The organism is Clostridium sp. AM34-11AC, from assembly GCF_003435375.1.
Classification (GTDB): Bacteria; Bacillota; Clostridia; order Lachnospirales; family Lachnospiraceae; genus Pilosibacter; species Pilosibacter fragilis.
The window spans coordinates 53,010-54,303 of sequence record NZ_QWGL01000023.1; the positions used below are offsets into that span (position 1 = coordinate 53,010).

General features: G+C 49.6%; 1 pseudogene. It reads right to left on the reverse strand.

Annotated features, from left to right (window positions below):
• Window positions 1–1,233 (reverse strand): annotated as a pseudogene (locus DW826_RS12970) (LPD16 domain-containing protein); the annotation flags it as partial.
• Window positions 1,234–1,294: the final 61 nt, after the last annotated feature.

The following is a 1,294-nucleotide window of genomic DNA, read 5'->3' on the forward strand; positions in this document are numbered from 1 at the left end:
GCTCACCTGGTAGATGGCAAAGCAGTTTCTGTTCTGGGAGAGAAATGCCTGTTCTCGTTCCTGCTGATGCTCCTGACGCTCCATGACCTTTTCGTGGAACTGAGGGCTTTTCTCCCATTCCTCGCGGTCCACACCGAAAAGGCCTCCATGCTCCATGATCTCCTGTGGGTCAAACACCATGCTCTCCGTATTGTCCTCATGCAGCACATAGACAGTCAAACCAGCGGCATCCAGTTCCAGCGCCCGTTCTCTGGTGACAGGGAGCATCCCATCATAGAAGTAGCCGTATTCCTGCATATCCGGTGTGGATACCTGCTCATCAGGCATAGGGTATTCATCCAGCGTCTGCTCTTGTGCTTCCGGCAGCTGAGAAGAAGCAGCCATCTGACTGGCCTCTGCCTGCATCTGCTGGTAGGCAGCGTCCTGCAAGGTTTCAATCATAGGCAGGGGCGCATACTTTACTGAATTGCTGCTCAAATCGTTATCATCACAAATCTGGAGAACTGCCTTCATGCAGGAAAGCTCCGGCATATCCAGCTGACCTCCATCCAGCTCTTTCATGGATGCGGCATCGTAAAGGGTATAGTCCCAGCCGCTGTCACAGGACTGGATATGAAGATAGGTGGCATCGTCGATCAGAAACAAAGCCTCCTGCTGATTGGCATCCGCCCCCAACACTTCCATTTCCGGCATTGCCGCAGCCAGTTCCTTTACTGCTTTTTGCACCAGAGGATTATCACGGTAATAGTCGATTGCCTGGATGGTGTCCAGATCAATGGTATGGCCGGTCAAAATCGGAAAAGGTCCTTCATAGTCGCTTCCGTCTTTCAGTTCAAAACCAATTCCTTTAATCCCGTTCATTCGCTCTGCTGGAATCTCCTGATAAATGCGGACAGCTTCCTCCAAAGACAGGTTATCGTGGTATTCTCCGAGGTTTGGAAACTCCATGCACTCTGCCACATAGTAAGTCAGATTGCCGGTTGGCTGCTCTATCGGGGCGGTTTCCGGCTCTGCCTTTGCATGGGGGTCAATTCCACGCTCTTTGCAGATTTCCTTATAGTGGCGCTCAATGTCGGAGATCAAAGTGCCGGAGGTTTTGTTGATGGTCTCCAAACTGGCTTTCAGTTCTTTCAGCTCCTTGCCTTGACTCCAACTGGCAATATAGCCAAAGCTGTTTTCTCCTGTCTCGATGCCAAAATATTTGCAGACTGCATAGGAGATGCTTTCGGCCTGAAATGTTAATGTTTCCATTTGAGGCTTTATACTCATGTTTTTATAATATTGATCTTTTAAA